We start from the raw sequence: 25047 nt of genomic DNA, 5'->3' as shown, positions 1-25047 counted from the left end.
ATGGCCAAAACGTTATACGAAAAATTATTTGATGCCCACGTGGTCTTTGAGGCGCCAAACGAAACGCCGCTGCTGTACATCGACCGCCACCTGGTGCATGAAGTCACCTCTCCGCAGGCGTTTGACGGTCTGCGCGCGCACCATCGTCCGGTACGTCAGCCAGGGAAAACCTTCGCCACGATGGATCACAACGTCTCGACGCAGACTAAAGACATTAATGCCTCCGGTGAAATGGCGCGTATCCAGATGCAGGAGCTGATTAAGAACTGTAACGAGTTCGGCGTCGAGCTGTATGACCTGAATCACCCATATCAGGGCATCGTCCATGTGATGGGGCCGGAACAGGGCGTCACCCTGCCGGGCATGACCATCGTCTGCGGCGACTCCCACACCGCCACCCACGGCGCGTTTGGCGCGCTGGCCTTCGGCATCGGCACTTCTGAGGTAGAACATGTACTGGCGACGCAAACTCTGAAACAGGGGCGCGCTAAAACCATGAAGATTGAAGTCACGGGCAACGCCGCACCGGGCATTACCGCCAAAGACATCGTGCTGGCGATCATCGGTAAAACCGGCAGCGCCGGCGGCACCGGGCACGTGGTTGAATTTTGCGGCGACGCTATCCGCGCGCTGAGTATGGAAGGCCGCATGACGCTGTGCAATATGGCGATTGAGATGGGCGCCAAAGCCGGTCTGGTCGCCCCGGATGAAACCACTTTTAACTACGTAAAAGGGCGTTTGCACGCGCCGAAGGGCCGCGATTTTGACGAAGCCGTCGAGTACTGGAAAACGCTGAAAACCGATGACGGCGCGACCTTTGATACTGTCGTCACCCTGCGAGCAGAAGAGATCGCGCCGCAGGTGACCTGGGGCACGAATCCGGGCCAGGTGATTTCCGTCACCGACATCATCCCCGATCCCGCCTCTTTTAGCGATCCGGTTGAGCGCGCCAGCGCCGAAAAAGCGCTGGCTTATATGGGCTTACAGCCGGGCGTACCGTTAACGGACGTTGCTATTGATAAAGTCTTTATCGGCTCTTGTACCAATTCGCGTATTGAAGATTTGCGCGCGGCGGCGGAAGTCGCCAAAGGGCGCAAAGTCGCGCCTGGCGTGCAGGCGCTGGTGGTGCCGGGTTCAGGTCCGGTGAAAGCGCAGGCGGAAGCGGAAGGTCTGGACAAGATCTTTATCGAAGCAGGATTTGAATGGCGCTTACCGGGCTGTTCCATGTGCCTGGCCATGAATAATGACCGCCTGAACCCGGGCGAGCGCTGCGCATCCACCAGCAACCGTAACTTTGAAGGCCGTCAGGGCCGCGGGGGTCGCACGCATTTAGTCAGCCCGGCGATGGCCGCCGCTGCCGCCGTTACCGGCCACTTCGCCGACATTCGCAGCATCAAATAAGGAAACTACCATGGCAGAGAAATTTACCCAGCATACCGGCCTGGTTGTCCCACTGGATGCCGCCAACGTCGATACCGATGCAATTATCCCTAAACAGTTTTTGCAAAAGGTTACGCGCACCGGTTTTGGCGCCCATCTGTTTAACGACTGGCGTTTCCTGGACGAAAAGGGCCAACAGCCAAATCCGGAATTCGTGTTGAACTTTCCGGAATATCAAGGCGCGTCGATACTGCTGGCGCGGGAAAACTTTGGCTGCGGCTCGTCACGCGAGCACGCGCCGTGGGCGTTGACCGATTACGGCTTTAAAGTGGTGATCGCGCCAAGCTTCGCCGACATCTTCTACGGCAACAGTTTCAATAATCAACTGCTGCCGGTAACCCTGAGCGACGCACAGGTCGATGAGCTGTTTGCCCTGGTGAAAGCCAATCCGGGCATTAAATTTGAAGTGGATCTGGAAGCACAGGTGGTGAAAGCAGGCGATAAGACCTACAGCTTTAAAATCGACGACTTCCGCCGCCACTGCATGTTGAACGGTCTGGACAGCATTGGGCTGACGCTACAGCACGAAGACGCGATTGCCGCCTACGAAAATAAACAACCGGCATTTATGCGGTAACCCTTCACGCCTTACCGGGCCTACAGGTTATGCAATATCACCCGGTTGCCATTATATTCTGTAGGCCTGATAAGCGTAGCGCCATCAAGCTCCGGGTTACTCATCAGTCGCTCATGCCGGGGATATTCCGGCATTTTTTATACGATTTTTACTCGCCCGGTCACCACCTGCGTGACCACAGAAACAGCCGAAATAAAAAAAGCCAGCAGGTATTATCTGCTGGCGGGTGATTTTAGGCTATCGCCTACACCAATACTCAGTCACACATGATGTCTGCAATTGGCTTCAATCGGTCGCCTCCCACTGCATCAGTTCCGCGAGCATTTTTAAGCGCTGCGGCGCGCTCAGGCAAGCCAGCCAGGACGTTTTTTCCGTCGCGGCAAAATATCTCAACCAGAACTGGTGCATAGTGACCTCTTCCTCTTGCTTCATCGAAAGATATTATTGGCCTAATATAGGGATAATAAAATTGCTGAGTTTTTCATCGGAGTTCCCCTTTTATGCCCTCAGGTCGCCTGCAACAACAATTTATCCGTCTCTGGCAATGTTGTGACGGTAAAACGCAAGACACCACGCTTAATGAGCTGGCGGATCTGCTGAACTGTTCGCGTCGCCATATGCGTACGCTGCTAAATACGATGCAGGCGCGCGGTTGGCTAACATGGGAAGCCGAAGTTGGACGCGGAAAGCGTTCGCGTCTGACGTTCCTGTATACCGGACTGGCGCTGCAACAGCAGCGGGCGGAAGACCTGCTGGAACAAGATCGAATCGATCAACTGGTACAACTGGTCGGCGATAAAAGCGCTGTCAGGCAAATGCTGATTTCCCATCTGGGACGCAGCTTCCGCCAGGGGCGGCATATTCTGCGGGTTCTTTACTATCGTCCGATGCACAATCTCCTGCCGGGAACCGCATTACGTCGCTCGGAAACTCATATTGCCCGGCAAATTTTCAGTTCGCTCACGCGGGTAAATGAGGAAAACGGGGAACTGGAAGCGGACATTGCGCACCACTGGCAGCAAATTTCCCCTTTACTGTGGCGCTTCTACCTGCGCCCCGGCATTCATTTTCATCATGGCCGCGAGCTGGAGATGGAAGATGTCATCGCCTCGCTGACGCGTATCAATACGCTTCCGCTTTACTCGCACATCACAAAAATAGATTCCCCTACCGCGTGGACGCTGGATATTCATCTTTCCCAGCCGGATCGCTGGTTGCCGTGGCTGCTGGGCCAGGTCCCGGCGATGATTTTGCCGCGGGAGTGGGAAACGCTGGCTAATTTCGCCAGCCACCCAATCGGCACCGGGCCTTATGCCGTGCGGCGTAATACGCCGAACCAGCTCAAGATACTCGCCTTTGATGACTACTTCGGCTATCGGGCGTTGATAGACGAAGTGAACGTCTGGGTACTGCCGGATATCAGTGAAGAACCGGCCTGCGGATTGATGCTGGAAGGGCCGATACAAGGCGGTGAAAAAGCGATAGAAAGCCGACTGGAAGAGGGGTGCTATTACCTGCTATTCGACGCCAGAACGCCGCGCGGCGCGCATCCGCAGGTCAGAGAATGGGTAAGCCACGTCCTCTCCCCCACCAATTTACTCTATCATGCCGATGAACCGCTACAGCAGCTCTGGTTCCCGGCCTATGGGCTTTTACCGCGCTGGCATCACGCCCGTCCAGGCCCGGGCGAAAAACCCGCCGGTCTGGAAACCCTCACGCTGACCTTCTATCGCGAACACATTGAGCACCGGGTTATCGCCCGTATCATGAGCGCGCTTCTGGCTGAACATCAGGTGCATTTGCATATTCAGGAGATCGACTACGATCAATGGCACGCCGGCGAGATCGAAAGCGATATCTGGCTCAATAGCGCTAACTTTACGCTGCCGCTGGATTTCTCGCTGTTCGCGCACCTGTGCGAAGTACCGCTCTTGCAGAACTGCATTCCGCGCGACTGGCAGGACGACGCCGCGCAGTGGCGCGCTGGCAAGATGAACCTGGCGAACTGGTGCCAGCAACTGCTGGCCAACAAAGCGATTGTGCCGCTGATCCACCACTGGCTGATTATCCAGGGACAGCGCAGTATGCGCGGGCTGCGCATGAATACCCTCGGCTGGTTTGATTTTAAATCGGCGTGGTTTGCGCCGCCGGACCCTTAAAAGCCAGCTCTTAATTGCTGCCCGGCAACAAAATCACTACACTAACGCCGAACTCAACGGGGTGCCGCGCTCATGCGCGCGCTGAGAAAATACCCGTCGAACCTGATCCGGATAATGCCGGCGAAGGGATTTGAGGCTACCTCTCAAGTCCTTTGCCACTCTTTAACTGAGGTGCAAAGTGTTAAAAAAATATCTTCCGCTTTTACTCCTGTGCGCGGCGCCTGCTTTCGCCAAACCCGTTCTCACCGTCTATACCTACGACTCGTTCGCCGCCGACTGGGGGCCAGGCCCGGCGGTGAAAAAAGCGTTTGAAGCCGATTGCAACTGCGAGCTGAAACTGGTGGCGCTGGAGGATGGCGTTTCGCTGCTCAACCGCCTGCGGATGGAGGGGAAGAACAGCAAAGCCGATGTGGTGTTGGGGCTGGACAACAATCTGCTGGAAGCGGCCACGCAAACTAAGCTCTTTGCCAAAAGCGGCGTGGCGAATGAGGCGGTCAAGGTGCCCGGCGGCTGGAAAAACGACACATTTGTGCCGTTCGATTACGGCTATTTCGCCTTTGTCTACGATAAAAGCAAACTGAAAAATCCGCCGAAAAGCCTGAAAGAACTGGTCGAGAGCGATCAAAAATGGCGGGTGATTTATCAGGACCCGCGTACCAGTACGCCAGGGCTGGGGCTGTTACTGTGGATGCGCAAAGTCTATGGCGATAACGCGCCGCAGGCCTGGCAAAAACTGACGGCCAAAACGGTGACGGTGACGAAAGGCTGGAGCGAGGCCTACGGTTTATTTCTGAAAGGTGAAAGCGATTTGGTGCTCAGTTACACCACCTCTCCGGCGTATCACATTATTGAAGAGAAGAAGGACAATTACGCCGCCGCGAACTTCAGCGAAGGCCATTACTTACAGGTAGAAGTCGCGGCGCGTACCGTCGCCAGTAAGCAGCCGGAACTGGCGGAGAAATTCCTCAAATTTATGGTTTCTCCGGCGTTTCAGAACGCCATACCCACCGGCAACTGGATGTACCCGGTAGCGGACGTCGCCTTACCCGCAGGGTTTGAATCATTGGCAAAACCCGCCACAACGCTGGAATTCACGCCGCAACAAGTGGCAGCACAACGCCAGGCATGGATTAGCGAATGGCAACGCGCCGTCAGCCGTTAATTCCCGGCTGGCTGATTCCGGGGCTGTGCGCCGCCGCGCTGATGATAACCGTCGCGCTGGCGGCCTTTCTGGCGCTTTGGCTGAACGCGCCGGCGGGCGCGTGGTCGACAATCTGGCGGGATAGCTACCTGTGGCATGTGGTGCGCTTCTCATTCTGGCAGGCGTTTCTGTCCGCAGTGCTGTCTGTGGTCCCGGCGGTTTTTCTCGCCCGCGCGCTTTATCGACGCCGTTTTCCTGGGCGTCTGGCGCTGCTGCGTCTGTGCGCCATGACGCTGATTCTGCCGGTACTGGTTGCCGTGTTCGGCATTCTTAGCGTGTATGGCCGTCAGGGCTGGCTGGCCTCGCTGTGGCAAATGCTGGGGCTTCAGTGGACATTCTCCCCCTACGGCTTGCAGGGTATTTTACTGGCGCACGTCTTTTTTAACCTGCCAATGGCGAGCCGTTTGTTGCTGCAATCGTTGGAAAGCATTCCCGGCGAGCAGCGCCAGCTCGCCGCCCAGCTCGGTATGCGCGGCTGGCATTTTTTCCGTTTTGTCGAATGGCCGTGGCTGCGCCGCCAAATTCCGCCCGTCGCGGCGCTGATTTTTATGCTCTGCTTCGCCAGTTTCGCAACGGTTCTGTCGCTCGGCGGCGGTCCGCAGGCCACCACTATCGAACTGGCTATCTTTCAGGCGCTTAGTTATGACTACGATCCCGCCCGCGCGGCGATGCTGGCATTAATCCAGATGGTCTGCTGCCTGGCGCTGGTACTGCTAAGCCAACGGCTGAGCAAAGCGATTGCGCCGGGGATGACGCTGACGCAGGGTTGGCGCGATCCTGACGATCGTCTCCACAGCCGTCTGACGGACGCCTTATTAATCGTGCTGGCGCTGCTGCTGCTGCTTCCGCCGCTGGTCGCCGTGGTGATCGATGGCGTCAACCGCAGCCTGCCGGAGGTGCTGGCGCAACCCATTCTGTGGCAGGCTGTCTGGACATCGCTACGCATTGCGCTGGCGGCGGGCGTTCTGTGTGTGGTGCTGACCATGATGCTGCTGTGGAGTAGCCGCGAGCTACGCCAACGCCAGCAACTATTCGCCGGACAAACGCTGGAACTCAGCGGGATGTTGATCCTCGCGATGCCGGGGATCGTGCTGGCGACAGGCTTCTTTTTGCTGCTCAATAACAGCGTTGGCTTACCGGAATCCGCCGACGGCATCGTGATTTTCACCAATGCGCTGATGGCAATCCCCTACGCGCTAAAAGTCCTGGAAAACCCAATGCGCGATATTACCGCCCGTTATGGAATGCTGTGCCAGTCATTAGGAATTGAAGGCTGGTCGCGGTTAAAGGTCGTGGAACTGCGGGCGCTGAAACGTCCGCTGGCGCAGGCGCTGGCGTTTGCCTGCGTACTTTCTATCGGTGATTTTGGCGTCGTCGCGCTTTTCGGCAATGACAATTTCCGCACGCTGCCGTTTTATCTGTATCAGCAGATCGGCTCCTACCGCAGCCAGGACGGCGCGGTGACCGCGCTGATACTGCTGCTGCTCTGCTTTACGTTATTTACCCTCATAGAGAAACTACCGGGCCGACATGCTAAAACTGATTGATATCACCTGGCTTTACCATCATTTGCCGATGCGTTTTACGCTGGCGGTAGAACGCGGCGAGCAGGTGGCGATTCTTGGCCCCAGCGGCGCGGGGAAAAGCACGTTGTTGAATTTAATTGCCGGTTTTCTTGCGCCTGCCAGCGGTACGCTACTGATTGCCGGCGAAGATCATACGCTTACGCCGCCCTCACGCCGTCCGGTCTCAATGCTGTTTCAGGAGAATAATTTATTCAGCCACCTGAATGTACAGCAAAATATCGGTCTGGGGCTAAACCCCGGGTTAACGCTCAACGCCAGCCAGCGGGAAAAACGGGACGCTATCGCACGTCAGATGGGCATTGAGAGTCTGATGGCGCGTTTGCCGGGCGAGCTGTCCGGCGGCCAGCGTCAGCGGGTAGCGCTGGCGCGCTGCCTGGTACGTGAACAGCCAGTACTGCTGCTGGATGAACCGTTCTCCGCGCTCGATCCCGCACTGCGTCAGGAGATGCTGACGTTGGTCAGCGATATCTGCCGCGAGCGACAGCTCACGCTGTTGATGGTCTCGCACAGCGTGGAAGATGCGGCGCGAATTGCGCCCCGGTCAATCGTCGTGGCCGACGGACGCATTGCGTGGCAAGGCAAAACAGACGAGCTACTAAGCGGTCAAGCCAGCGCCTCAGCGCTATTGGGCATCAAATCCTATATTTTGTAGGCCGGATAAGGCGAAGCCGCCATCCGGCAAAGGAATCGTTAGTAACCCACAACTTTGCGCAGAATATCGATATATACCGGCATCAGCGGGTGGCGAATCAGCACCACCAGCGCGACCACGCCGATCCCGAGCGTCAACGGCGCCAGATACAGCAAACGGCTGCGGGGGAGATACGCGGTTAAACGATCGACTGCCGCTTTGCCGCTGCGCCACAGCCGCCAGCATAGCCAGCCTCCGACCCACAGCAGCAACGCCGTCGCCAGCAGCAGCCATTTGAAATCTCCGCTCTGCATATCGGAAGGAATATCGATTGCCGCTCCCGCCAGAATACCCGGCAGGAAATAAAACGGCGGCCACAGCAAACAGCCAATCAAGTTCGGCCCAATAAATTTCGCCACGGGAAGATCCAGCATCCCTGCCACCATCGGCACCAGCGGCCTCGTCGGGCCGACAAAACGTCCGACCAGGATCGTGAACATACTGTGCTGATGCAGCGCGTGTTCGGTTTTATCCAGCAGCGACTTGTTCTTTTTCATAAAAGACCAGCGGTGTAGCGGCTTTTTAAAGCGCCACCCCAGCCAGAACGAAATCCAGTCGCCCATCAGACAGCCGATAATACCCACCAGCCAGGCATGCCAAAAATTGAGCTCGCCGCTGCCGATAAGCGCGCCCAGCCCCGCCATCAGTACCGTACCGGGTAAAATCAACCCCACCAGCGCCAGCGATTCCAGGAAGGCGACCAGCAACACGGCGATAAGCGAATACAGAGTGGATTGGGTGATAAAGTGTTCCAGCAGTGCTTGCATAGTGTGTCCGTCAGCGTGATGAAGCAGGGATTCTGCTTACCCCGCCCCCCTTCGTCAAGCCGTCAATTATCCGAATAGTTACGGCTTATGACATCTTTGTGGACACATCATTCACTTTTTATTCACATCCGGCCCTGAACTCGCTAGGACTTGCCCCGGTGCATTTTTTAAATACCCGCGAAAAATAGAGCTGATCGTCAAATCCAACATTGCGCCCAACGGTCGCTATCGGCATTCGCGTGGTGCTAAGCAGGAGTTTCGCCTGGCTGATACGCTGATCTTCGCGCCAACTCAATACGCTAATGCCTAACTGCTGGCGAAACAGATGCGATAACCGGGAGGGCGACAGGCAGACATGCTGGGCGACGCTGGCGATATCAAAATGGCTGTCCGCCAGATGGTCGCTGATATACTGGCAGGCATCGCGCACACGGCTATCCATCGGCGGATGCAACGACTCATTAATTACCGCCATACGTCTGAGCAACAACTGCTCCAGCAGATTGATCGCCAGTAGCTCAGAATAGCGACCTTCCCCTTGCCCGGCGCTGATGATCTGCCCGAACAGTTCGCTGAAATGCGGCTGGCGCGCCTCGTCCGGGCGGAAAAATCCTGTCTGGGCAAAGATTGTCGGCCAGGTCAGCCACTCCTGCCAGTAGGCGCGGGGTCGGAAGTAAACCCACTGGTGATACCACTCGCTGGCGTCCGGATGCCGTCCATAGTGATGAATCTCGCCCGGCGGAAACAATAATATATCGCCAGGCCGACAGACAAACTGCTCGCCATTATTATTAATGACGCCTTCTCCGCGGATGGTCAGGTTAAGAATATATCCCTTCATGCCCAACGGACGATCGATAAAAAAATCCAGATATCCATTCGCTTCAATCGGCGTCAGCCCGGCGACCAGATGGGCATTAAATGAATATCCCGGCAATAGCGGATCATTTTGCGTTTCAGCCATGATTTATCTACCCCCCGATGTTCAGAGAAGAAACAAATTGTCCATATTGACCAGGACGACAGTGCTTACGTCTCCGCAAGACTTTGCGCTTGATGAAAGCACGTATCAACCCCGCTTGTGAAAAGCGCTTTGTAACAAAAGCGTACAGTTCAGGCGATAAAATTAAGTAACAGAAGTGTCTATAACTATGGCTGGAATGTCCACATTGAATATTTGCACAGTGTCACACTTTGCAAAGCATTAGCATTTTTGTCCATAAGATTAGCGAATCCTGCCTGACGGTTTTTGCCGCGACTCTCTACTGTTTCTCCATACCTGTTTTTCTGGATGGAGTAAGACGATGGCAATTGCAATTGGCCTCGATTTTGGCAGTGATTCAGTGCGCGCTCTGGCAGTGGACTGCGCCACCGGCGACGAGATCGCCACCAGTGTAGAGTGGTATCCGCGCTGGCAAGAAGGCCGTTATTGCGACGGCCCGAACAACCAGTTCCGTCATCATCCGCGCGACTACATGGAGTCAATGGAGGCCGCGCTGAAAGCCGTTCTGGCACAACTAAGCGCCGCGCAACGCGCAAATGTCGTTGGCATTGGCGTTGACAGCACCGGTTCTACGCCAGCGCCGATTGACGCCGACGGTAACGTCCTGGCGCTGCGTCCGGAGTTCGCCGAGAACCCGAATGCGATGTTTGTACTGTGGAAAGATCACACCGCCGTGGAAGAGGCCGACGAAATCACTCATCTGTGCCATAAGCCAGGTAAGGTCGACTACTCCCGCTATATTGGCGGCATTTACTCCAGCGAATGGTTCTGGGCGAAGATTCTGCACGTCACCCGTCAGGATAGCGCCGTCGCGCAGGCCGCCGTCTCGTGGATTGAACTGTGCGACTGGGTGCCGGCGCTGCTTTCCGGCACCACTCGCCCGCAGGATATCCGCCGTGGCCGCTGCAGCGCCGGGCACAAAACACTGTGGCATGAAAGCTGGGGCGGTCTGCCGCCCGCGAGCTTCTTTGATGAACTCGATCCGTGCATTAACCGTCATCTGCGCTACCCGTTATTTAGCGAAACCTTCACCGCCGATCTGCCCGTGGGCACCCTGTGCACTGAATGGGCGCAGCGCCTCGGCTTGCCGGAAAGCGTAGTGATTTCCGGCGGCGCGTTCGACTGTCACATGGGCGCGGTCGGCGCGGGCGCGCAGCCCAATACGCTGGTAAAAGTCATCGGCACGTCTACCTGCGACATTCTGATTGCGGATAAACAGAGCGTCGGGGATCGCGCCGTGAAAGGCATTTGCGGTCAGGTTGATGGCAGCGTGGTGCCGAACTTTATCGGTCTGGAAGCGGGTCAGTCCGCTTTCGGCGACATCTACGCCTGGTTTAGCCGCGTGTTGAGCTGGCCGCTGGAGCAACTTGCCGCGCAGCACCCGGAACTGAAAACCCAGATTAACGCCAGCCAGAAGCAGCTACTGCCAGCGCTCACCGACGCCTGGGCGAAAAATCCGTCCCTGGATCACCTGCCGGTGGTGCTCGACTGGTTTAACGGTCGCCGCACGCCAAACGCTAATCAGCGTCTGAAAGGCGTCATTACCGATCTCAATCTCGCCACCGACGCGCCAGCGCTGTTTGGCGGTCTGGTCGCTTCGACCGCCTTCGGCGCGCGCGCCATTCAGGAGTGTTTTACCGATCAGGGTATCGCGGTCAATAACGTGATGGCGCTTGGCGGCATCGCCCGTAAAAATCAGGTCATTATGCAGGTCTGCTGCGACGTACTGAATCGTCCGTTGCAGATCGTCGCTTCCGACCAGTGCTGCGCATTAGGCGCCGCTATCTTTGCCGCCGTCGCTGCGAAAGTCCATGCCGATATTCCTGCCGCCCAGCAAAGCATGGCGAGCGCGGTAGAACGCACTCTGCGCCCCCGCCCTGAACAGGCTCAACGCTTCGAACAGCTTTACCGCCGCTACCAGCAGTGGGCGCTAAGTGCAGAACAACATTATCTTCCGACTGCCGCGCCGGCGCCAACGACCCCGGCCAATCAGGCAATCCTGACTCATTAAGGACACGACAATGACGATTTTTGATAATTATGAAGTATGGTTTGTGATTGGCAGCCAGCATTTGTATGGCGCAGAAACCCTGCGTCAGGTCACTCAACATGCCGAGCATGTGGTCAACGCGCTGAATACCGAAGCCAAACTGCCATGTAAACTGGTATTAAAACCGCTGGGCACCTCGCCGGATGAGATTACCGCCATTTGTCGTGACGCCAATTATGACGATCGCTGCGCGGGGCTGGTGGTCTGGCTGCACACCTTCTCCCCGGCCAAAATGTGGATCAACGGGCTGAGTATCCTTAACAAACCACTACTGCAATTCCATACCCAATTTAACGCCGCCCTGCCGTGGGACAGCATCGATATGGACTTTATGAACCTGAACCAGACTGCGCACGGCGGCCGCGAGTTCGGCTTCATCGGTGCGCGGATGCGCCAGCAGCACGCGGTCGTCACTGGCCACTGGCAGGATAAAGAGGCCCATACGCGTATCGGCGCCTGGATGCGCCAGGCGGTCTCTAAACAGGATACTCGCCAGCTAAAAGTCTGCCGCTTCGGCGACAATATGCGTGAAGTCGCAGTGACTGACGGTGATAAAGTGGCCGCGCAAATCAAATTTGGCTTTTCGGTCAATACCTGGGCGGTCGGCGATCTGGTGCAGGTGGTGAATTCCATCGGCGACGGCGATATCAACGCTCTGATTGACGAGTATGAAAGCAGCTATACCCTGACGCCCGCCACCCGGATCCACGGCGATAAACGCCAGAACGTGCGGGAAGCGGCGCGTATTGAACTCGGTATGAAGCGTTTCCTGGAACAGGGCGGCTTCCACGCATTCACTACTACCTTTGAAGATTTACACGGTCTGAAACAACTCCCGGGTCTGGCCGTACAGCGTCTGATGCAACAGGGCTACGGCTTTGCGGGCGAAGGCGACTGGAAAACCGCCGCTCTGCTTCGCATTATGAAAGTGATGTCAACCGGTCTGCAGGGCGGCACCTCATTTATGGAGGATTACACCTACCACTTCGAGAAAGGCAACGATCTGGTGCTCGGCTCGCACATGCTGGAGGTGTGTCCGTCCATCGCGGTGGAAGAGAAACCGATCCTCGACGTCCAGCACCTCGGCATTGGCGGTAAGGAAGATCCGGCGCGTTTGATTTTCAATACCCAAACCGGCCCGGCGATCGTCGCCAGCCTGATCGACCTCGGCGATCGTTATCGCCTGCTGGTCAACTGCATTGACACCGTAAAAACGCCGCACTCCCTGCCGAAACTGCCGGTGGCTAACGCGCTGTGGAAGGCGCAGCCGGATCTGCCGACCGCCTCCGAAGCGTGGATTCTGGCTGGCGGCGCGCACCATACCGTCTTCAGCCACGCGCTGGATCTGAACGATATGCGCCAGTTCGCAGAAATACACGATATCGAAATCGCGGTAATTGATAACGATACCCGTCTGCCAGCCTTTAAGGACGCGCTGCGCTGGAATGAAGTGTATTACGGGTTCAAACGTTAATTGGTGAAACGGATTGCCCGGCGGCACTGCATTTACCGGGCCTACGGTCCTGTAGGCCGAATAAGGCATTAGTGTCGCCATCCGGCACACCGTCGCTCGTAGGCCGGATAAGCGAAGCGCCATCCGGCAGGGAGAAAACAATGTTAGAAGATCTCAAACGCCAGGTACTGGAAGCCAATCTGGCGCTGCCAAAACACAACCTGGTCACCCTCACCTGGGGTAACGTTAGCGCCGTCGATCGCGAACGCGGCGTACTGGTGATTAAGCCGTCCGGCGTCGATTATAGCGTCATGACCGCTGACGATATGGTGGTGGTCAGTCTGGAGACCGGTGAAGTCGTTGAAGGTCATAAGAAACCGTCGTCCGATACGCCAACCCACCGTTTGTTATATCAGGCATTTCCGACTATCGGCGGCATCGTACACACCCATTCGCGCCACGCGACTATCTGGGCGCAGGCGGGTCAGCCGATTCCGGCGACGGGAACCACCCATGCCGACTATTTCTACGGTACGATTCCCTGCACTCGCAAAATGACCGAAGCGGAAATTAATGGCGAGTATGAATGGGAAACGGGCAATGTCATTGTTGAAACCTTTGAAAAACAAGGTATTGACGCCGCTCAAATGCCCGGCGTGCTTGTCCATTCGCACGGCCCGTTTGCCTGGGGTAAAAATGCCGAGGATGCAGTGCATAACGCCATCGTGCTGGAAGAAGTGGCCTATATGGGGATCTTCTGCCGCCAGCTTGCGCCGCAGTTGCCCGACATGCAGCAATCCCTGCTGGATAAACACTATCTACGCAAACACGGCGCAAAAGCCTATTACGGGCAGTAATGCCTCTAAAAACGCGTCCCATTGGGGGCGCGTTGATGAATCTGGTCGGTGATATATTCAGCAAATGCGCTTTGATAGACGTAATTATCAGAACTCACATATTCAATAATATTATCATAATGTCCCTGCAACACTTTTCCTTCCAGCGCATGGAAGAAAATATAATCTTCAATTGTTGACTGCCAGCGTTGCCCATTTAACAGATAATTAATAATGGTATCCCGATGCCCGTTTTTTCTGTCGTGTCCTTGCCAGTGAAAAAAAGCATTGCCGTTTTCAATAATTTCGGTACGCCAAATCTGATCTGTCCATGTTTTATACTCAAAAAATCGACTCACGGTTTTTATGGAAGGGTTAGCGCGTTGAGTATTGACGAAAAGATAACGTTCGTTCCCTACCGGACACGCCTGCATATTCACATTCATAAAAGATAATTCCCGAATACCACACATTTTGATAAAAACACCCGCACCTGAAAGTCAAAATAAAATTATATTCTAAAATAAAAATTAAATTATGCAGAGAGTTCCCGACGAATTCGCACTGTAATCCATTTTTATTTAACCATAGCGGCCAATTGGAATATTATATTTCTACCTGACGATGCGGATGTTTCAAATGAAATTCTTACACTTTTCATTAATTAAAACAAACAAAAAATATCGCTTTTTTGTTAATCCGAGAAATAAGTAACAAATTCGAGCAAGCACTATTCTGAAAAATACTTAATGTATGGAAACAGACTTGACACAAAACAGCCAACCTATGGATAAAAATTGTAAATAAACATGATTCAAAATTAGCAGTTATAGGATAATTATATCAGCTGTCTACACCGACATCATTATATTGATAAATACACGTCAGCAAAAATATCTGACGCTAAAAGTTCTTTTATCGTTAAAATATTCATTACACCCGTCACGGGGAACGAACTCATTCATGAAATATCGCTACATCCTCAGAATCGCGGCAGGCATAATTCTCATTATGGCCACGGTGTTTATCAATAACGCTATCGCTATTTATCAGTTCAGTCAGCAAGACCAGACGCGCGTAGCTGACTGCGCGATTGTCGCAGGAGCAGGCGTTAGCGGAAAAACGCCTTCTCCCGTTTTTCAGGCCAGACTGGATCATGCCATCTGGCTTTACCAACAACACATTGTCCGCGCGTTGGTATTAACCGGCGGCTACGGCGCTGGCGCAACGGTTTCCGACGCGGCGATAGCCCGTCAATACGTTCTGGAAAAAGGCATTCCGGCTAAGGCGATTTTTATTGAAGAGCGCTCTACCGTGACGCGCGAAAATATTCGTTACGCAAAACAGATACTGCGACAACAACAATGGCGCACAGCGTTACTGGTCAGCGATCCGCTGCATATGCTGCGTCTGAAAACTATCGCTCAGGATAATGGTATCGATAGCCGCTCATCACCCACGCGATCCACCCGCTATAAATCCTGGTGGGCGCAAACCCGCTTCTTACTGCGAGAAACTTTTTATTACAGCGGATATCGGCTTTTACGTTATATGCCTGTACAAAATAACAGTATTACCCCCTAAAACAGGTTATAATTAGCGTGAATTTTTTAGACAGGTAATCATCGTGGCGCAGGCAGGTTTCATTTTAACCCGGCACTGGCGGGATACGCCGCAAGGAACGGAGGTCTCTTTCTGGCTGGCGACAGACAACGGCCCTGTGCAGGCGACGCTGGCGCCGCAGGAGTCCGTGGCGTTTATTCCGACCAGCCAGACCTCCCGCGCCGCCTCGCTGCTACAGGCGGAAAAAGACTATCGCCTGACGCCGCTCCAGCTGCGAGACTTTCATCGTCAGCCGGTCTCCGGTCTATATTGCCGCACTTACCGCCAGCTTATGCGGATGGAGAAACTGCTGCGCGAAAACGGCGTCACCGTTTATGAAGCGGATGTACGCCCGCCGGAACGTTACCTGATGGAACGTTTTATTACGTCGCCCGTTTGGGTAGACGGCGAGATGCGCAACGGCGTTATCCGCAATGCGCGTCTTAAACCCCACCCCGACTATCGACCGCCGCTAAAATGGGTCTCGCTGGATATCGAAACCACGCGACACGGCGAACTGTATTGCATTGGTCTGGAAGGCTGCGGCCAGCGTACCGTTTATATGCTGGGCCCGGCGAATGGCGATGACCGCCAACTGGACTTCGAGCTTGTGTATGTCGCCAGCCGCCCGCAGCTGCTGGAAAAACTCAACGCCTGGTTTGCCGAACATGATCCCGACGTCATCATCGGCTGGAACGTGGTGCAGTTCGACCTGCGTATGCTGCAAAAACATGCCGAACGCTACCGTATCCCTTTACGGCTGGGGCGAGACAATAGCGAACTGGAGTGGCGCGAACATGGCTTCAAAAACGGCGTTTTTTTCGCCCAGGCCAGAGGGCGAGTCATTATCGATGGTATCGACGCGCTTAAATCCGCGTTCTGGAATTTTTCGTCTTTTTCGCTGGAAGCCGTCTCGCAGGAACTGCTCGGCGAAGGAAAATCCATTGATAATCCCTGGGATCGTATGGATGAGATCGATCGCCGCTTTGCCCAGGATAAACCCGCCCTCGCCACCTACAACCTGAAAGACTGCGAGCTGGTCACGCGCATTTTCCATAAAACCGAGATCATGCCGTTTTTGCTGGAACGCGCGACGATCAACGGCCTGCCGGTCGATCGCCACGGCGGTTCGGTCGCCGCATTTGGGCATCTTTACTTTCCGCGAATGCACCGCGCCGGCTATGTCGCGCCCAATCTCGGCGAAGTGCCGCCGCTGGCAAGTCCCGGCGGCTACGTAATGGATTCACAACCCGGATTATACGATTCAGTACTGGTGCTGGATTATAAAAGCCTGTACCCGTCGATTATCCGCACGTTTTTGATTGATCCCGTCGGGCTGGTCGAAGGCATGGCGCAGCCGGATCCGGAACACAGTACCGAAGGTTTCCTTGACGCCTGGTTTTCACGAGAAAAGCACTGCCTGCCGGAAATTGTTAGCCAAATCTGGCACGGGCGCGATGAAGCCAAACGTCAGGGTAATAAACCGCTCTCGCAGGCGCTTAAAATCATTATGAACGCCTTTTATGGCGTACTCGGCACCACGGCCTGTCGCTTTTTCGATCCCCGTCTGGCGTCGTCAATCACCATGCGCGGCCATGCGATTATGCGCCAGACCAAAGCGCTGATTGAGGCGCAGGGTTATAACGTAATTTATGGCGATACCGATTCCACTTTCGTCTGGCTCCGGCGCGCGCATTCAGAAGCCGACGCGGCGGAAATCGGGCACAGGCTGGTGCGTCACGTGAACGAATGGTGGGCGCAGACGTTACAACAGCAAAATTTGACCAGCGCGCTGGAGCTGGAGTTTGAAACCCACTTTTGCCGTTTTCTGATGCCGACCATCCGCGGCGCGGATACTGGCAGTAAAAAACGCTACGCGGGCCTGATTCAGGAAGGCGACAGTCAGCGCATGGTATTTAAAGGTCTGGAAACGGTGCGGACCGACTGGACGCCGCTGGCGCAGCGCTTTCAACAGGAGCTGTATCTGCGCGTTTTTCGCAATGAACCTTATCAAGACTATGTGCGCGAGACTATTGATAAACTGATGGCGGGCGAACTGGACGCGCAGCTGGTTTATCGCAAGCGTCTGCGTCGCCCTTTACATGAGTACCAACGTAACATCCCGCCGCACGTTCGCGCCGCCCGGTTGGCGGATGAACAAAACCTGAAGCGGGGTCGTCCGGCGCAGTATCAGAATCGCGGCGCCATAAAATATGTCTGGACTGTTAACGGCCCCGAGCCCGTGGATTACCAGCAGTCGCCGCTGGATTACGAACACTATCTTACCCGCCAGCTACAACCCGTGGCGGAAGGAATTCTTCCCTTCGTTGAAGATAATTTTGCTACACTACTGACCGGGCAACTGGGGCTATTTTGACGCGTGACGAAAGCGCCGCCTTCCAGTACCATAGCGCCCTTTCCATTCCTGGACCTAATTAACGCCACTACCACATTAGCCTGGTAGCGGGGTCGTATACTCGCAATTATCCAGTGCTGTCGCCTGGGAATGGCGAGTAATGCCTGCAATTAAAGATATAGAGCCGAACACATATGCCTTTTACACTTGGTCAACGCTGGATCAGCGATACAGAAAGCGAGCTGGGACTTGGAACCGTTGTTGCGATGGATGCGCGAACCGTCACCTTACTTTTCCCGTCCACGGGGGAAAACCGCCTGTATGCGCGTAGTGATTCTCCCGTGACCCGCGTCATGTTCAACCCTGGCGATACGATTACAAGCCATGAAGGCTGGCAGCTACATATCGATGAAGTAAAAGAAGAAAATGGCCTGCTTGTTTATGTCGGCACCCGCCTGGATACCGAAGAGACCAATGTGACGCTGCGCGAAGTTCTGCTCGACAGCAAGTTGGTTTTCAGTAAGCCCCAGGATCGTCTGTTCGCCGGTCAAATCGATCGAATGGATCGGTTCGCGCTGCGCTATCGCGCCCGTAAATTTCAGAGCGAGCAGTACCGGATGCCATACAGCGGCCTGCGCGGTCAGCGGACCAACCTGATCCCGCATCAGCTTAATATCGCTCATGATGTGGGGCGTCGCCATGCGCCGCGCGTACTGCTGGCGGATGAGGTGGGCTTAGGTAAAACCATTGAAGCCGGGATGATTCTGCATCAACAGTTATTATCCGGCGCGGCGGAACGCGTATTGATCATTGTTCCGGAAACCCTGCAACACCAGTGGCTGGTAGAAATGCTGCGCCGTTTCAACCTGCGCTTCGCGCTGTTCGATGACGAACGCTATACCGAAGCGCAGCACGACGCGTATAACCCGTTTGAAACCGAGCAACTGGTGATCTGCTCGCTGGATTTCGCCCGCCGTAATAAGCAGCGTCTGGAACATTTGTGCGACGCCGAGTGGGATTTGCTGGTGGTCGACGAAGCGCATCATCTGGTGTGGAGCACCGATGCGCCGAGCCGTGAATATATGGCCATCGAACAATTAGCTGAACGCGTACCGGGCGTGCTGCTGCTGACCGCCACGCCAGAACAGCTGGGGATGGAAAGCCATTTCGCCCGTCTGCGCCTGCTGGATCCGAACCGTTTCCACGATTTCGAACAGTTTGTCGAAGAACAGAAAAACTACCGCCCTGTCGCCGATGCGGTGGCCATGCTGCTGGCGGGCAATAAACTCAGCAACGACGAACTGAACAGGCTGGGCGATCTGATCGGCGAACAGGATATTGAACCGCTGTTGCAGGCCGCTAATAGCGATCGCGACGACGCGCAGGCCGCCCGTGATGAGCTGGTGTCGATGCTGATGGATCGCCACGGCACCAGCCGCGTTCTGTTCCGCAACACCCGTAACGGCGTCAAGGGGTTCCCGAAACGTGAACTGCATACGGTAAAACTACCGCTGCCGACCCAGTATCAGACCGCCATTAAGGTCTCCGGCATTATGGGCGCGCGTAAGAGCGCGGAAGATCGCGCCCGCGATATGCTCTATCCGGAACAAATTTATCAGGAGTTCGAAGGCGATACCGGCACCTGGTGGAACTTCGACCCACGCGTTGAGTGGCTAATGGGCTATCTGACCAGCCATCGTTCGCAAAAAGTGCTGGTGATCTGCGCTAAGGCGACCACCGCGTTACAGCTGGAGCAGGTGCTGCGCGAACGCGAAGGCATCCGCGCCGCCGTGTTCCATGAGGGCATGTCGATTATCGAACGCGACCGCGCCGCCGCCTGGTTCGCCGAAGAAGATACCGGCGCGCAGGTGCTGTTATGTTCTGAAATCGGCTCCGAAGGACGTAACTTCCAGTTTGCCAGCAATCTGGTGATGTTCGACTTGCCGTTTAACCCGGATCTGCTGGAACAGCGTATTGGTCGTCTGGATCGTATCGGCCAGGCGCATGATATCCAGATCCACGTCCCGTACCTGGAAAAAACCGCCCAGTCGGTGCTGGTTCGCTGGTATCACGAAGGGCTGGACGCCTTTGAGCACACCTGCCCGACCGGTCGCGCGATTTATGATTCAGCCTACGCCAGTCTGATTAACTATCTGGCCGCGCCTGAAGAAACCGACGGGTTTGACGATCTGATCAAATCCTGCCGCGAACAGCATGAAGCGCTAAAAGCCCAGTTAGAACAGGGCCGCGACCGCCTGCTGGAGATCCACTCCAACGGCGGAGAAAAAGCCCAACAGCTCGCACAAAGCATTGAAGAACAGGACGACGACACCAACCTGATCGCGTTCGCCATGAACCTGTTCGATATCGTCGGCATTAACCAGGACGATCGCGGCGACAACCTGATCGTGCTGACGCCGTCCGACCACATGTTGGTGCCGGATTTCCCCGGCCTGCCGGAAGACGGCTGTACTATCACGTTTGAACGTGACGTAGCCCTGTCTCGCGAAGATGCGCAGTTTATTACCTGGGAACATCCGCTCATCCGTAACGGACTGGATCTGATCCTCTCCGGCGACACCGGCAGCAGCACCATTTCGCTGTTGAAAAATAAAGCGCTGCCCGTCGGCACGCTGCTGGTCGAACTGGTTTACGTCGTGGAAGCGCAGGCGCCGAAACAGCTACAACTGAACCGCTTCCTGCCGCCGACGCCGGTACGTATGCTGTTAGATAAAAACGGCAACAATCTGGCCGCCCAGGTCGAGTTTGAAACCTTCAACCGTCAGCTCAGCGCCGTGAATCGCCACACCGGCAGCAAACTGGTGAACGCCGTGCAACAGGACGTCCACGCCATTTTGCAACTGGGCGAGACGCAGATTGAAAAGTCCGCCAGAGCGCTGATTGATAACGCGCGTCGCGAGGCGGATGAAAAACTGTCCGGGGAACTGTCGCGTCTGGAAGCGCTGCGCGCCGTCAACCCGAACATTCGCGACGACGAACTTGCCGCTATCGACAGTAACCGTCAGCAGGTACTGGAAAGCCTGAATCAGGCAGGCTGGCGTCTGGACGCGCTGCGTCTTATCGTCGTCACGCACCAATAACGGAGCCGTACATGGGGATGGAAAACTACAATCCGCCGCAGGAACCCTGGCTGGTTATCCTGTATCAGGATGAGCACATTATGGTGGTCAATAAGCCCAGCGGCCTGTTGTCCGTGCCGGGGCGTCTGGAAGCGCACAAAGACAGCATTATGACGCGTATCCAGCGCGACTACCCGCAGGCAGAATCGGTGCATCGTCTGGATATGGCCACCAGCGGCGTAATTGTAGTGGCGCTGACCAAAGCCGCGGAACGGGAGCTAAAACGTCAGTTCCGCGAACGTGAGCCGAAAAAGCAGTATGTGGCGCGCGTATGGGGGCATCCCTCCCCGGCGGAAGGACTGGTTGACTTACCACTCATCTGCGACTGGCCGAACCGGCCAAAGCAGAAAGTGTGTTATGAAACCGGCAAACCGGCGCAAACGGAATATAACGTGGTGGAGTTTGCGGCGGATAATACCGCCCGCGTGGTTCTCAAACCGATCACCGGACGTTCGCATCAGCTTCGTGTGCATATGCTGGCGTTAGGCCACCCGATTTTAGGCGATCGGTTTTACGCTTCGCCGGAAGCGTTGTCGCTGGCGCCGCGTTTGCAGTTACACGCCGAAATGCTGACCATTACTCATCCCGCTTACGGCACCAGCATGACGTTTAAAGTCCCGGCAGATTTTTAAATTCTGAGCCAATTTATGCCGGGGCGCTTCGCTTGCCCGGCCTACATTCATTAACGTAGGCCGGATAAGGCGCTAGCCGCATCCGGCAATTCAATCACTTGAAGCCTTTCTGTTCTTTGATTAGCTCATACGCTTTCTGAATTTCCTGCGCTTTTTGCTTCGCCATTTCCATCATTTCCGGCGGTAAACCTTTCGCGACCAGTTTGTCCGGATGATGCTCGCTCATCAGTTTGCGATAAGCGCGTTTAATGGTGGTTGCATCGTCGGTGGTTTTAACCCCCAGCACATTACAGGCATCTTCCAGCGTCGGGCCGCGCTGCGCCTGCTGCCAGCCGCCGCCGGACTGTTGATGATAACCACCGCCAAACTGCGCGCCGCCCTGCATCATGCGCAGAAACTGATCGAACTGTACGCGGGAAATACCTAACTCTTCCGCAATCACATACAGCACTTCCCGCTCATTAGGGTGCAGCGAGCCATCGGCAAACGCCGCCTGGATCTGAATTTCCAGAAACATCCGGATCAGATCAAAACGCCCGAAGCAGACGCTACGAAACTGCCGCATCTTTTCACGTAATGGGTAATTATCCGCTTTTCCGACCCGAAAGGCGTTCTGCGCGGCAGTACGTGAATCGCCGTGTAAATTCATGCGATCCATCAACTGACTGGCGATATGAATATCCGCTTCCGTCACCCGTCCTTTTGATTTGGTTAAGTGGCCCATCACCTCAAAGGTGGTGGCAAAAAACAGCGCCTGCCGTTCCCGCTGGTTGGCAAACCACGCCATTTTTCGGCTGCGGGCTTTGTCGAACATATGGCCCACCAGCAGACCCAGGACCACGCCCCAAAAGCCGCCGCCCATCATCAGGGCTACGGCGACGCCAATTATCTTTCCCCAGTACTGCATAGACTCCCCAAAACGTTACGCTATCGGTGAGGCTATCTCCCACAAAATAAGGTGCTTTTCTGCGAATGAAGGCTACGGTCAATTGTGGGACATCGCCTATAATTTGCATTATCATACCTGTCATTCAATGCCGTGCCTAACACCACAGACGCTAAACGGCAGGATTAACACTGGCGCAGCGAAGATGAGTAAGTTAGGCTGTGACCGTTTGTCACGCGCAACGCTACCGATGATGGAACAATAAATACAACGTATGAAAAAACGTATTCCCACTCTTCTGGCCACCATGATCGCCAGCGCCCTTTATAGTCATCAGGGGCTGGCAGCCGATCTCGCCTCACAGTGTATGTTGGGCGTGCCGAGCTACGATCGTCCTCTGGTAAAAGGCGATACCAACGATCTGCCGGTTACTATCAATGCCGATAACGCTAAAGGTAACTACCCGGACGATGCCGTTTTTACCGGCAACGTGGACATTATGCAGGGGAATAGCCGCCTGCAAGCGGATGAAGTGCAGCTTCATCAGAAGCAGGCGGAAGGTCAGCCGGAACCTGTACGCACCGTCGATGCGCTGGGTAATGTGCATTATGATGACAATCAGGTCATCCTTAAAGGGCCGAAGGGCTGGGCGAACCTGAACACCAAAGACACGAACGTCTGGGAAGGCGATTACCAGATGGTGGGCCGTCAGGGACGCGGTAAAGCCGATCTCATGAAGCAGCGCGGCGAAAACCGCTATACCATTCTGGAAAACGGCAGCTTTACCTCCTGTCTGCCTGGCTCCGATACCTGGAGCGTGGTGGGGAGTGAAGTCATCCATGACCGTGAAGAACAGGTTGCGGAGATCTGGAACGCCCGGTTTAAAGTAGGTCCGGTTCCGATCTTTTATAGCCCCTATTTACAGCTCCCCGTCGGTGACAAACGTCGCTCAGGTTTCCTGATCCCGAACGCGAAATACACGACCAAGAACTATTTCGAGTTCTACTTACCGTATTACTGGAACATCGCGCCCAATATGGACGCCACCATCACCCCGCACTATATGCACCGCCGCGGCAATATTATGTGGGAGAACGAATTCCGTTATCTCACGCAGGCAGGCGCCGGGTTGATGGAATTAGATTATCTGCCTTCTGATAAAGTCTACGAGGACGAACATCCCAAAGAGGGCGATAAGCACCGCTGGTTATTCTACTGGCAGCACTCAGGCGTGATGGATCAGGTGTGGCGTTTTAACGTCGATTACACCAAAGTCAGCGACTCCAGCTACTTTAACGATTTCGACAGTAAGTACGGTTCGAGTACCGACGGTTACGCGACGCAGAAATTCAGCGTCGGCTACGCCGTACAAAACTTTGACGCTACGGTGTCGACCAAACAATTCCAGGTGTTTAACGATCAGAACACCAGCAGCTACTCTGCGGAGCCGCAGTTAGACGTTAACTACTACCATAACGATCTCGGGCCGTTTGATACCCGGATTTACGGTCAGGCGGTGCACTTTGTTAACACCAAAGACAATATGCCGGAAGCGACCCGCGTCCACCTGGAGCCAACCATCAATTTGCCGCTCTCCAACCGTTGGGGCAGCCTGAACACCGAAGCGAAGCTGATGGCGACGCACTATCAGCAAACGAATCTGGACTGGTACAACGCCAATAACAGCAAAAAACTGGAAGATTCGGTTAACCGCGTCATGCCGCAGTTTAAAGTCGACGGTAAGCTCGTCTTCGAACGCGATATGGCGATGCTGGCGCCGGGGTATACCCAGACGCTGGAACCACGCGTGCAGTACCTGTATGTGCCGTACCGCGACCAGAGCGGCATCTATAACTACGATTCTTCTTTGCTGCAATCCGACTATAACGGCCTGTTCCGCGACCGCACTTATGGTGGTCTCGACCGTATTGCTTCCGCCAACCAGGTCACGACCGGCGTCACAACACGCGTTTATGATGATGCCGCCGTTGAACGTTTTAACGTTTCTGTTGGTCAAATCTACTATTTCACGGAGTCTCGCACCGGCGATGACAACATTAAATGGGAGAATGACGACAAAACCGGTTCGCTGGTTTGGGCAGGCGACACTTACTGGCGTATTTCAGAACGCTGGGGGCTGCGTAGCGGAGTGCAGTACGATACCCGTCTGGATAGCGTCGCTACCAGCAGCAGCAGCCTCGAATACCGTCGGGATCAGGATCGTCTGGTACAGTTGAACTACCGCTATGCCAGCCCGGAATATATTCAGGCTACGTTGCCTTCGTATTATTCCACGGCAGAGCAGTATAAAAACGGCATCAACCAGGTGGGCGCGGTGGCAAGTTGGCCGATTGCCGATCGCTGGTCGATTGTCGGCGCGTACTACTTCGATACCAATTCGAGCAAACCTGCAGACCAGATGCTCGGCTTGCAGTACAACTCTTGCTGCTATGCGATCCGCGTCGGATACGAACGTAAGCTGAACGGTTGGGATAACGATAAACAACACGCGATTTATGATAACGCGATTGGCTTCAACATTGAGCTGCGCGGTTTGAGCTCTAACTACGGCCTCGGCACGCAAGAAATGTTGCGTTCGAACATTCTGCCGTACCAAAGCTCTATGTAATCTGATTGATTTACAACGTAATCCGCATTGCGGTTAATT

Annotated in this window: 19 protein-coding genes and 1 riboswitch; of the genes, 14 read left to right on the top strand and 5 right to left on the bottom strand. The window is 55.1% G+C overall.

Annotation, left to right across the window (positions count from 1 at the left end; all coding sequences use genetic code 11):
* Together leuC and leuD are read left to right on the top strand one after the other, a co-directional pair.
* On the top strand, nucleotides 1–1401 hold the full coding sequence (gene leuC, locus NA624_RS05540; RefSeq protein ID WP_001140632.1) for a 3-isopropylmalate dehydratase large subunit: 1401 nt from the start codon (nucleotides 1–3) through the stop codon (nucleotides 1399–1401).
* Between the two features lie 10 nt (nucleotides 1402–1411).
* Entirely contained in the window at nucleotides 1412–2017 is a 606-nt protein-coding gene (leuD, locus tag NA624_RS05535; protein WP_000818267.1) for a 3-isopropylmalate dehydratase small subunit, read from the top strand.
* A gap of 285 nt (nucleotides 2018–2302) precedes the next feature.
* Here the strand turns inward: leuD and sgrT are convergent, their stop codons facing one another.
* Entirely contained in the window at nucleotides 2303–2425 is a 123-nt protein-coding gene (gene sgrT / locus NA624_RS05530; RefSeq protein WP_000553886.1) for a glucose uptake inhibitor SgrT, read from the bottom strand.
* Nucleotides 2426–2517: 92 nt separating this feature from the next.
* Here sgrT and sgrR point away from each other — a divergent pair, with 92 nt between their 5' ends.
* The 4 genes from sgrR to thiQ all read left to right on the top strand — a co-directional run bounded on the left by sgrR (nucleotide 2518) and on the right by thiQ (nucleotide 7615).
* Entirely contained in the window at nucleotides 2518–4176 is a 1659-nt protein-coding gene (sgrR, locus tag NA624_RS05525) for an HTH-type transcriptional regulator SgrR (RefSeq protein ID WP_001139030.1), read from the top strand.
* 47 nt (nucleotides 4177–4223) lie between these two features.
* Nucleotides 4224–4323: riboswitch (TPP riboswitch) on the top strand.
* A 31-nt stretch (nucleotides 4324–4354) separates the two neighbouring features.
* On the top strand, nucleotides 4355–5338 hold the full coding sequence (gene thiB, locus NA624_RS05520; protein ID WP_000915330.1) for a thiamine ABC transporter substrate binding subunit: 984 nt from the start codon (nucleotides 4355–4357) through the stop codon (nucleotides 5336–5338).
* Nucleotides 5314–6924, top strand: coding sequence for a thiamine/thiamine pyrophosphate ABC transporter permease ThiP (thiP, locus tag NA624_RS05515; protein ID WP_000235626.1), 1611 nt, complete (start codon nucleotides 5314–5316; stop codon nucleotides 6922–6924). The genes thiB and thiP overlap by 25 nt, the downstream gene beginning before the upstream one ends.
* Nucleotides 6908–7615 carry a thiamine ABC transporter ATP-binding protein ThiQ gene (thiQ, locus tag NA624_RS05510; protein ID WP_000915974.1) on the top strand — a complete coding sequence of 236 codons (708 nt, stop codon included), beginning with the start codon at nucleotides 6908–6910 and terminating at the stop codon, nucleotides 7613–7615. Before thiP ends, thiQ begins: the two co-directional genes overlap by 17 nt.
* Nucleotides 7616–7653: 38 nt before the next feature.
* Here thiQ and NA624_RS05505 read toward each other — a convergent pair whose 3' ends face one another.
* Nucleotides 7654–8421, bottom strand: a complete 768-nt coding sequence (locus NA624_RS05505) for a DedA family protein (RefSeq protein WP_001148370.1) — start codon at nucleotides 8419–8421, stop codon at nucleotides 7654–7656.
* Between the two features lie 118 nt (nucleotides 8422–8539).
* Nucleotides 8540–9385, bottom strand: a complete 846-nt coding sequence (gene araC, locus NA624_RS05500; RefSeq protein WP_000852387.1) for an arabinose operon transcriptional regulator AraC — start codon at nucleotides 9383–9385, stop codon at nucleotides 8540–8542.
* A 340-nt stretch (nucleotides 9386–9725) separates the two neighbouring features.
* Here araC and araB point away from each other — a divergent pair, with 340 nt between their 5' ends.
* From araB to araD, 3 genes are all read left to right on the top strand, one after another.
* Nucleotides 9726–11435: a ribulokinase gene (gene araB, locus NA624_RS05495; protein WP_000951809.1), complete on the top strand. Its 1710-nt coding sequence runs from the start codon at nucleotides 9726–9728 to the stop codon at nucleotides 11433–11435.
* 10 nt (nucleotides 11436–11445) lie between these two features.
* Nucleotides 11446–12948 (top strand): L-arabinose isomerase, encoded by a 1503-nt coding sequence (gene araA, locus NA624_RS05490; protein ID WP_000151696.1) that lies wholly within the window; start codon nucleotides 11446–11448, stop codon nucleotides 12946–12948.
* 140 nt (nucleotides 12949–13088) lie between these two features.
* Nucleotides 13089–13784, top strand: coding sequence for an L-ribulose-5-phosphate 4-epimerase (gene araD / locus NA624_RS05485; RefSeq protein ID WP_000888685.1), 696 nt, complete (start codon nucleotides 13089–13091; stop codon nucleotides 13782–13784).
* 5 nt (nucleotides 13785–13789) lie between these two features.
* Here araD and NA624_RS05480 read toward each other — a convergent pair whose 3' ends face one another.
* Nucleotides 13790–14209 (bottom strand): DUF4751 family protein, encoded by a 420-nt coding sequence (locus tag NA624_RS05480; protein WP_001102194.1) that lies wholly within the window; start codon nucleotides 14207–14209, stop codon nucleotides 13790–13792.
* Between the two features lie 517 nt (nucleotides 14210–14726).
* On the opposite strand from NA624_RS05480, the gene NA624_RS05475 reads away from it, so the two are divergent.
* The 4 genes from NA624_RS05475 to rluA all read left to right on the top strand — a co-directional run bounded on the left by NA624_RS05475 (nucleotide 14727) and on the right by rluA (nucleotide 21493).
* On the top strand, nucleotides 14727–15347 hold the full coding sequence (locus NA624_RS05475) for a YdcF family protein (protein WP_000877516.1): 621 nt from the start codon (nucleotides 14727–14729) through the stop codon (nucleotides 15345–15347).
* 43 nt (nucleotides 15348–15390) lie between these two features.
* A complete protein-coding gene (gene polB / locus NA624_RS05470) occupies nucleotides 15391–17742 on the top strand; it encodes a DNA polymerase II (RefSeq protein ID WP_000035729.1) in 2352 nt (783 codons plus the stop codon).
* Nucleotides 17743–17915: 173 nt separating this feature from the next.
* On the top strand, nucleotides 17916–20822 hold the full coding sequence (rapA, locus tag NA624_RS05465; RefSeq protein WP_001116966.1) for an RNA polymerase-associated protein RapA: 2907 nt from the start codon (nucleotides 17916–17918) through the stop codon (nucleotides 20820–20822).
* Nucleotides 20823–20833: 11 nt separating this feature from the next.
* On the top strand, nucleotides 20834–21493 hold the full coding sequence (gene rluA / locus NA624_RS05460) for a bifunctional tRNA pseudouridine(32) synthase/23S rRNA pseudouridine(746) synthase RluA (protein ID WP_000525198.1): 660 nt from the start codon (nucleotides 20834–20836) through the stop codon (nucleotides 21491–21493).
* A 94-nt stretch (nucleotides 21494–21587) separates the two neighbouring features.
* On the opposite strand, the gene djlA is transcribed toward rluA, so the two are convergent.
* Nucleotides 21588–22400: a co-chaperone DjlA gene (gene djlA, locus NA624_RS05455; RefSeq protein WP_001200595.1), complete on the bottom strand. Its 813-nt coding sequence runs from the start codon at nucleotides 22398–22400 to the stop codon at nucleotides 21588–21590.
* A gap of 253 nt (nucleotides 22401–22653) precedes the next feature.
* Here djlA and lptD point away from each other — a divergent pair, with 253 nt between their 5' ends.
* Nucleotides 22654–25008: an LPS assembly protein LptD gene (gene lptD, locus NA624_RS05450; protein ID WP_000746121.1), complete on the top strand. Its 2355-nt coding sequence runs from the start codon at nucleotides 22654–22656 to the stop codon at nucleotides 25006–25008.
* Nucleotides 25009–25047: the final 39 nt, after the last annotated feature.

Source organism: Salmonella sp. NW38, from assembly GCF_051807745.1.
Lineage (GTDB): Bacteria > Pseudomonadota > Gammaproteobacteria > Enterobacterales > Enterobacteriaceae > Salmonella > Salmonella enterica.
The sequence above is the reverse complement of the archived record's forward strand: the minus strand, read 5'-3'. Positions and strand labels throughout refer to the sequence as shown.